The sequence below is a fragment of the Stenotrophomonas maltophilia complex sp. Om-AH-Sm3 genome, from assembly GCF_059337855.1.
The window spans coordinates 399,033-406,884 of sequence record NZ_JBYBLQ010000002.1 but is presented as its reverse complement, the minus strand read 5'-3'; the positions used below and the strand labels follow the sequence as shown (position 1 = coordinate 406,884).

Below are 7,852 nucleotides of genomic sequence, written 5' to 3'. Positions count from 1 at the left end.
TCAGAGCAACGCGATGCCGTGCTACCTGAATGGCTGCATCACTACAACTGGCACCGACCCCACATGGGGATCGGCAGCCAGCCGCCTATTTCCAGAATCCCGCTGAACAACGTGGTGGGTTTACACAACTAACAGTCGGCTCTACCACGCGCCTTCGGCGCTGCGGCCCCGGCCTGCGGCCGGTTCCCGGTCCTGCCTGCGCTGCAGGCAGGACCTTCGTCCCATGCCATGGGCCGTGGGCGGTGCCATGATCGGGGTCTGCCTTCCCGGGAACCTGTGCTCGTGAAAACCCGTCTTGCCGTTGCCCTGTTGATCGCCCTGTCCGCCCCCACCGTGGCCCTGTCCGCTGCGCCCACCGCCGCCGCCGCGCCCGCCAGCGTGGCCACCGAATCGCCCGCGGATGCCGCCTTCCGCGCGCTGTACGAGAAGGAATGGAAGTGGCGCCAGCAGGGAGGTGGTGAAGCCAGCGAGGACGAAGACGCCCCGGCCAACGCCACCCGCATGCCGGACATCGGCCCGGCCGCGCAGCAGGCGCGTCTGAAGGTGTGGGACGAGACCCTGGCCGCACTGAAGAAGATCGACCCGAAGACCCTGTCGCCGGACAACCAGGTCAACTACGCGATCTATCGCGACCAGGTGTTCAACCTGGCCGAAGAGACGCGCCTGCGCGGCTACGAAATGCCGTTCAACGCCGATTCCTCGTTCTGGTCCAACCTGTCCTTCATGGCCCGGCACGAGATGAAGACCGTGCAGGACTACCAGAACTACATCGCACGGCTGAACGATGTGCCGCGTTACTTCGGCCAGCAGACCGAGAACATGCGCGCCGGCCTGAAGCGCGGCTTCAGCGTGCCGCGCGCGGTGCTGGATGGCCGCGAAGTGTCCATCGCCACCGTTGCCGAGCTGAAGGACCCGACCGAATCGCCGCTGTACGCGCCTTTCAAGAAGCTGCCCAACAGCATCCCGGCCGCCGAACAGGCCAGGCTGCAGGCGCAGGCGCGTGAAGCGATCAGCGGCAAGGTGGTGCCGGCGTTCCAGCAGCTGCGCACCTTCTTCGTCAACGAGTACGTGCCGCAGGCGCGCACCACCCTGGCCGCCGAAGCGATGCCCGATGGCAAGGCCTACTACAGGCAGCAGATCCACGAGTACACCACGCTGGACCTGTCGCCGGACGAGATCCACCGCATCGGCCTGGAGGAAGTCGCACGCATCCAGGGCGAGATGAACGACATCATCAAGCAGGTGAAGTTCAAGGGCAGCTTCGCCGAGTTCCTGACCTTCCTGCGTACCGATCCGCAGTTCTATGCGAAGACGCCGGAAGAGCTGCTTTCGCGCGCCGCGTGGATTTCCAAGCGGGCGGACGGCCAGCTCGGCAAGTACATGACGTTGCCGCGCGCGCGCTTCACCATCGTGCCGGTGCCACCGGACATCGCACCGTTCTGGACGGCCGGCCGCGGTGGCATGGGTACCTACTGGCTCAACACCTACAACCTGCCGTCGCGCCCGCTGTACAACCTGCCGGCGCTGACCCTGCATGAATCCGATCCGGGCCATTCGCTGCAGGGCGCGATCGCCGCCGAGCAGAAGAACCTGCCCGAGTTCCGCCGCAACGCCTACATCTCCGCCTATGGCGAAGGCTGGGCGCTGTACTGCGAGAAGCTGGGCGTGGAGATGGGCATCTACGAAACCCCGTACGAGGATTTCGGCCGCCTGACCTACGAGATGTGGCGCGCCGCGCGCCTGGTGATCGACACCGGCGTGCACAGCAAGGGCTGGACCCGCGAGCAGGCGTTGGCCTACCTGCGTGACCACACCGCGCTGAGCGAGCATGAAGTGACCACTGAAGTGGACCGCTACATTTCCTGGCCGGGCCAGGCGCTGAGCTACAAGCTGGGCGAGATCGCCATCGTGCGCCTGCGTGCGCAGGCCGAGAAGGAGCTGGGCGACAAGTTCGACATCAAGGGCTTCCACGACACCCTGCTCAAGCAGGGCTCGGTGCCGCTGCCGGTGCTGGAACAGCAGATCCAGGCCTACATCGCCGAGCGCAAGAAGGCCTGACCGTTACCGGGTAGTGCCGGCCGCTGGCCGGCAATCCGACCCGGTCACGGGGTCGGATCCCTTTCCCGTGGAAAGGGCTCCGACCCCCTCTCACCTCAGTCTACCGCCCGCGGCTTGGCCACCCGTGCTGCGAAGGTCGGCAGCACCAGCAGGGTCAGCACGGTGGCGGTGATAAGGCCACCGATCACCACCGTCGCCAGCGGTTTCTGCACTTCCGCGCCGGAACCGCTGGCGATCGCCATCGGAATGAAGCCCACGATCGCCACCAGCGCCGTGGTCAGCACTGCTCGGATGCGGCTGGAGGCACCGTTGATCGCCGCCTGCAGCGGCAGGTCGCCGGCATCCAGGCGTTCGCGGATCGCCTGCATCAGCACCAGGCCATTCAAGGTCGCCACGCCGGAGACGGCGATGAAGCCAACCGCCGCCGATACCGAGAACGGCATGCCACGCAGCAGCAGCGCGAGGATGCCGCCGACCAGCGCCAACGGCACGCAGCTGAACACCAGAATGGCTTCCTTGCCGCTGCGCAGCGCCATGAACAGCAGGCTACCGATCAGCAGGAACACCACCGGTACCACCGTCGCCAGCCGCTTTTCCGCGCGCTGCAGGTTCTCGAACTGGCCACCCCAGGTCAGGTAGGCACCCGGCGGCAGTGCCACGTCGGCCACTGCGGCCTGTGCCTCGCCGACGAAGCCGCCCAGGTCGCGGCCACGCACATTGGCCTGCACCACCACACGGCGGCTGCCATTGTTGCGGCTGATCTGGTTCGGCCCTTCGCTCACCGTGATGCGCGCCACCGACGACAGCGGAATCACCAGCCCTGACGGCGTGGCGATCGGCAGTGACGCGAGCTGGTCCGGATCGTTGCGCGCGGCATCGTCCAGGCGCACCACCACGTTGAAGCGGCGGTCGCCTTCGAAGATCTTGCCCGCCGCAGTACCGCCGATGCCGGTGGACAGTGCATCACTCACATCCGCCGCAGTCAGCCCGTACTGCGCCGCCGCCACATGATCGATCGCCACGTTCAGCGTGGGCAGGCCGGAGATCTGTTCCACCCGCACGTCGGCCGCGCCATCCACCGCACGCAGCTTCAGCGCCACCTGGTCGGCCACCTTCTGCAGCTGGCTGAAGTCATCGCCGAAGATCATTACGGCCAGGTCGGTACGCACGCCGGAAATCAGCTCGTTGAAGCGCAGCTCGATCGGCTGGCTGAACTCGAAACTGTTGCCCAGCTGCTGCCCGGCCAGCTTTTCGAAACGGGCCACCAGCGCGTCCTTGGCCAACTTCGGATCGGGCCAGTCCTTGCGTGGCTTCAGCACGATCACGCTGTCGGAGATGTTGGTCGGCATCGGATCGATCGCCGCCTCGGCGGTACCGGTACGCGAGAACACGGTCTCCACTTCCGGCTGCTTGGCAATCACCTTTTCCAACGCCAGTTGCATGGCCAGTGACTGCTCCAGCGACGTCGACGGCACGCGCAACGCCTGCATCGCCACGTTACCTTCGTCCAGCGTCGGCATGAACTCGCGGCCCAGCAGCGAGAACGAGCCGATGCCCACCACCACCATCATCACCGCACTGGCCACTACCGTGCGCGGATGCGCCACAGCCTTGCGGATCACCGGCTCGATGCGCGCGCGCAGCACGCGTATCAGCCTGGTCTCGTGCTCGCCGTCGTCTGCATGTGCATTGCCGTCCTTCAGCTTCGGCTCGCGCACCAGCAGCGCCGTCATCGCCGGCACGAAGGTGAAGGAGAACAGGAAGGCACCGACCAGGGCCAGCATGAAGGTCGCCGCCATCGGGTGGAACGTCTTGCCCTCCACACCTTCCAGGGTGAGGATCGGCGCGAACACCAGCAGGATGATCAGCTGGCCGAACGCCGCCGGGCGCGCCATCTTCAGCGCGGAATCGGCGGCCACGCGCAGCCGTTCCATCGCGGTCAGCGCCCGGCCCAGTTCGGCGCGGCGCTGGCCCAGCATCAGCAGCGTCGACTCGACCACGATCACCGCACCGTCCACCAGGATGCCGAAGTCCAGTGCACCCAGGCTCATCAGGTTGCCGCTGATGCCGAAGCGGTTCATGCCGATCACCGCGAACAGGAACGACAGCGGAATCACCAGCGCGGTGATGGTGGCCGCGCGCAGGTTGCCCAGCAGCAGGAACAGCACCACCACCACCAGCAGCGCGCCCTCGGTGAGGTTCCGGGCCACGGTCTTGATGGTGGAATTGACCAGCACACTGCGGTCCAGCACCGGTGCGGCCACGATGTCGGCCGGCAGCGAGGTGTTCACCTGTTCCAGACGTGCGGCTGCGGCCTGCGCCACGGTGCGGCTGTTGCCACCGGCAATCATCAGCGCGGTGCCCAGCACGGCCTCGTGGCCGTTGCGGCTGGCTGCACCCAGGCGCGGCGCGCGGCTCAGTTCCACGGTGGCTACATCGGCCACGCGCACCACCACGCCATTGCGGGTGGCCACCGGCGCCTGTGCAAGATCCTCGGTGGTCAGCGCCAGGCCATCGGCACGCACCACCAGGCCTTCGCCGGCCCGCTGCACGAAGCCGGCGCCGGCCTGCACGTTGGAACGCTGCAGGGCAGTGACCAGGTCGGCCAGGCCGAGGCCATGCGCGGCCAGTTTGGCGCTGTCCGGATGCACGCCGTATTCCTTGACGTAGCCGCCGACCGTATCGACACCGGCCAGCCCCGGGCTGGAGCGCATCTGCGGCGCGATGATCCAGTCCTGCACGGTGCGCAGGTAGGTCGCGCGCTCTTCCGGCGTGCGCAGCAGGTTGCCTTCCGGCGTGCGGTAGACCTCGCCGGCCTGCCAGCCGGCTTCACCGGGCTTGGCCAGCCTGGTCGGATCGAACGCGGTGAAGTCCACCGTCCACATCAGCACCTCGCCGAGGCCGGTGGTGACCGGCGACAGCATCGGCGACGCACCATCGGGCAGGTCTTCCGATGCCTCGCGCATGCGTTCGGCCACCTGCTGGCGGGCGAAGTAGATGTCGGTGGCATCGGTGAAGATCGCGGTGACCTGCGAGAAGCCATTGCGCGACAGCGAACGCGTGGTGGTCAGGCCGGGAATGCCGGCCAGCGCGGTTTCCAGCGGATAGGTCACCTGCCGTTCGATCTGCTCCGGGGTCAGCGCCGGGGCCACCGTGTTGATCTGCACCTGGCGGTTGGTGATGTCCGGCACGGCGTCGATCGGCAGCTTGCCCAGCTGGAACAGGCCCACGGCGGCGATCAGCGCCGCCATGAACACCACCAGCCAGCGGTGGCGCACCGCTGTTTCAATGATCAGCTTGAACATGATCGCCTCCTCAGTGGCCGTGCTCGGCTTCGCCCTTGGCCAGCTCGGCCTTGAGCAGGAAGGCGTTGGCACCGACGATGCGCTCGTTGCCACTCAGGCCACCGAGGATCTCGATGCGGTCACCGGCACGGCGCCCGGCCAGCACTGGCTGCGCCTTGAAGCCACCTTCGACGGCGATGAACACCGCGCTGCTTCCATCGACGTTCTGCACCGCATCGGCGGGCACGCTGAGCGAGCCGTCCTGGCCTTCGGTGACCACCACGGCCGATACCGGCGAACCGGCCGGCGGCAGCGATGCATCCACCGGCGTGGCGCGGATCACTGCGACGCCGCCCTGCTGCCGTACATCGGCGGCCGAACCGGTGACGGTAGCGGTGAAGCTGCCACCCGGCACGCTCACTTCCAGCTTCATGCCGGGCATGACCTGTGCAGCCAGCGCTGGCGGTGCGGTGAACACCAGCTCGTTCATCGACGGGTCGGCGACGTCGGCCACCGCACTGCCGGCGGCGACCACACCGCCCGGTGTGACCTGCACGTTGCCGACGATGCCGGCCACCGGGCTGGTGATGCGCACGCGTCCACTGGCATCGGGCGCACCGTTGGCGGCGGCCTGGGCCTGTGCGGCAGCGGCCTGGGCCTGTGCCGCCAGCGAACGCGCACGCGAGGCTTCCAGCTCCTGGCGGGCGACCACGCCCTGGTCGACCAGGGCCTTGTCGCGGCCATAGGCCAGGCGTGCGGCCTCGGCTTCGGCGGATGCGGCCAGCGCATTGGCGCGGAACACCGCTGCCTCGCCACTGACCACGATGGCCAGCGCCTGGTTCTGTTTCACCGCCGTGCCCGGCGCGACCAGCACGCGCTCGACGCGGCCGGTCACGGTCGAGGCCACCGAGGCACGGGCACCGACCGAGGGTTCCACCCGACCGGCGAGGCGGGTGGAACCGCCACCGCCACGGCCGACGGCAACCACTTCGATACCGGACGCCTTGATCTGCTCGGGCGTCAGCTGCACCACGCCTTCGTCGGCGTCAGCAGGCGCCTTCGCGATTTCTGCCTTGGCTTCCTTGCTGCTGCCGGCGTGGCCATGGCCATCGTCGGTGCCGGCCTTGGCCGCAGCGGGGTCTTCATTGGCAGGCGTCTGCGCGTTGCCGGCGCAGCCGGCCAGCAGCACAGTCAGCAGCATGCCGCCGATCAGCGGAAAAGTACGGGAGAGAGTCATGGGGCCTCCACAAAGGGTGCGCGCCCTTCAAGGCGGGCAAGATCGATTTCCGCGCCGACGCGCGACAGGCGCGCATCCACGGCGGCGGCGCGGGCGGCGATAAGAGCGCTGCGCGTGCTGCGCAGTTCCAGCTGCGAGATGCGTCCGGCGTCGAAGCCGATGCGGGCCAGGCGATACGCCTCTTCGGCGGCGACCACGCTTTCATCGGCGGCGCGGGTTCGGCTGCCGGCGGCCTTCAAACCGGCCACGGCCGAGAGGCGTGCCGCCTCGCTGTCGCGGCGCTGCTGGTCCAGGCGCGCCTCGGCCGCGCGCTGGTCGGCATTGGCGGCGCGGATGCCACCGCGGTTGCGGTCAAACAGCGGGATGCTGAGGCTGAGCCCGAGGTTGTAGGCACGCTCGCCGCCCTCTCGGAAGCGGGTCTGCGCGGCGGTGACGCTGAGGTCGGGCAGGGCGCGCTTGCGCTCCACCTCGACCAGTTTGCCCGCCGCATCGGCTTCGGCTTCAGCGATGCGCACGGCCAGTGCTACATCGGTGGCGCCGCGTGGCAGCGGCGGCGCACGGTCGAGCAGGCTGTCGCCGATCGACTGCACCGGCGCATCCAGCAGTGCAGCACCGGCCAGGCGGGCCAGCGCGGCATCGCGGAAGGCCTGCGCTTCATCCAGCGCGGCGTTGGCGTTGGCCACTTCGCTCTGCGCCTGCACCGCGCGCAGTTGCGGTTCGCGGCCCTGCTTGACCATCGCGTTGACGGCGTTGGCGTCATCGCGGGTGAGGCTCAGTGCCTCTTCGGCCAGGGTGTAGCGGCGCAGTGCACTTTCCGCCTGTGCGTAGACCACCGCCAGCTGGCTGGCCACATCGCTGCGGCTCTGCGTGCCACGCAGGTTGGCCGCCTGTGCCTCGGCGCGGGCCGCACGGACGCGCGCGCCGCGCTGGCCCCAGACCTCCAATGGCTGGGACAGGGTAAGCACGCTGTCGGCCTTGCCCATGCCGCCATAGGAGCCGGTGCCCCAGGCGTTCTCGGCCGACCAGGACAGGGAAGGGTTGGGCAGTGCGCGGGCCTGGTCGGCGCGCGCGTCGGCGGCCTCGGCCAGCGCCGCACCGACGCGGGTACCTGGCAGCTGGTCCAGGCGTTCAAGCAGGGTGTCGTAGGAAGGGGCGGCTTGCGCCATCACCGATGCCGCCGGGGCCAGGCCCAGCAACACGGCGACGACCCGCCCGGCCGCACGCAGCGACCGAGGTGTCAGGATCGACATAGGGGGATTCCGGTTGTGAGTGA

5 protein-coding genes are annotated in these 7,852 nt (G+C 68.4%); 2 read left to right on the top strand and 3 right to left on the bottom strand.

The window, feature by feature from the left end; genetic code table 11:
- Both AC10QF_RS04550 and AC10QF_RS04545 read left to right on the top strand, forming a co-directional pair.
- A partial coding sequence (locus AC10QF_RS04550) for an integrase core domain-containing protein (protein ID WP_329845934.1) occupies window positions 1-132 on the top strand: 132 nt, incomplete at its 5' end.
- A 150-nt stretch (window positions 133-282) separates the two neighbouring features.
- The gene (locus tag AC10QF_RS04545) at window positions 283-2,058 is read left to right on the top strand and encodes a DUF885 domain-containing protein (RefSeq protein ID WP_494541814.1); all 1,776 of its coding nucleotides are present in this window, start codon (window positions 283-285) and stop codon (window positions 2,056-2,058) included.
- Between the two features lie 95 nt (window positions 2,059-2,153).
- On the opposite strand, the gene AC10QF_RS04540 is transcribed toward AC10QF_RS04545, so the two are convergent.
- Genes AC10QF_RS04540 through AC10QF_RS04530 form a run of 3 tightly spaced genes read right to left on the bottom strand, consistent with a single transcriptional unit; the run spans window position 2,154 to window position 7,829 of the window.
- Window positions 2,154-5,363 carry an efflux RND transporter permease subunit gene (locus tag AC10QF_RS04540; protein ID WP_111176054.1) on the bottom strand — a complete coding sequence of 1,070 codons (3,210 nt, stop codon included), beginning with the start codon at window positions 5,361-5,363 and terminating at the stop codon, window positions 2,154-2,156.
- 10 nt (window positions 5,364-5,373) lie between these two features.
- Window positions 5,374-6,579 (bottom strand): efflux RND transporter periplasmic adaptor subunit, encoded by a 1,206-nt coding sequence (locus tag AC10QF_RS04535; protein ID WP_111176052.1) that lies wholly within the window; start codon window positions 6,577-6,579, stop codon window positions 5,374-5,376.
- Window positions 6,576-7,829, bottom strand: a complete 1,254-nt coding sequence (locus tag AC10QF_RS04530; RefSeq protein ID WP_494541813.1) for a TolC family protein — start codon at window positions 7,827-7,829, stop codon at window positions 6,576-6,578. The genes AC10QF_RS04535 and AC10QF_RS04530 overlap by 4 nt, the downstream gene beginning before the upstream one ends.
- Window positions 7,830-7,852 lie beyond the last annotated feature (23 nt).

What these genes read in the sequence shown, in the direction of transcription:
- AC10QF_RS04540 (WP_111176054.1), bottom strand. Translation starts at nt 5,363, where the DNA reads ATGTTCAAGCTGATCATTGAAACAGCGGTGCGCCACCGCTGGCTGGTG.
- AC10QF_RS04535 (WP_111176052.1), bottom strand. Translation starts at nt 6,579, where the DNA reads ATGACTCTCTCCCGTACTTTTCCGCTGATCGGCGGCATGCTGCTGACT.
- AC10QF_RS04530 (WP_494541813.1), bottom strand. Translation starts at nt 7,829, where the DNA reads ATGTCGATCCTGACACCTCGGTCGCTGCGTGCGGCCGGGCGGGTCGTC.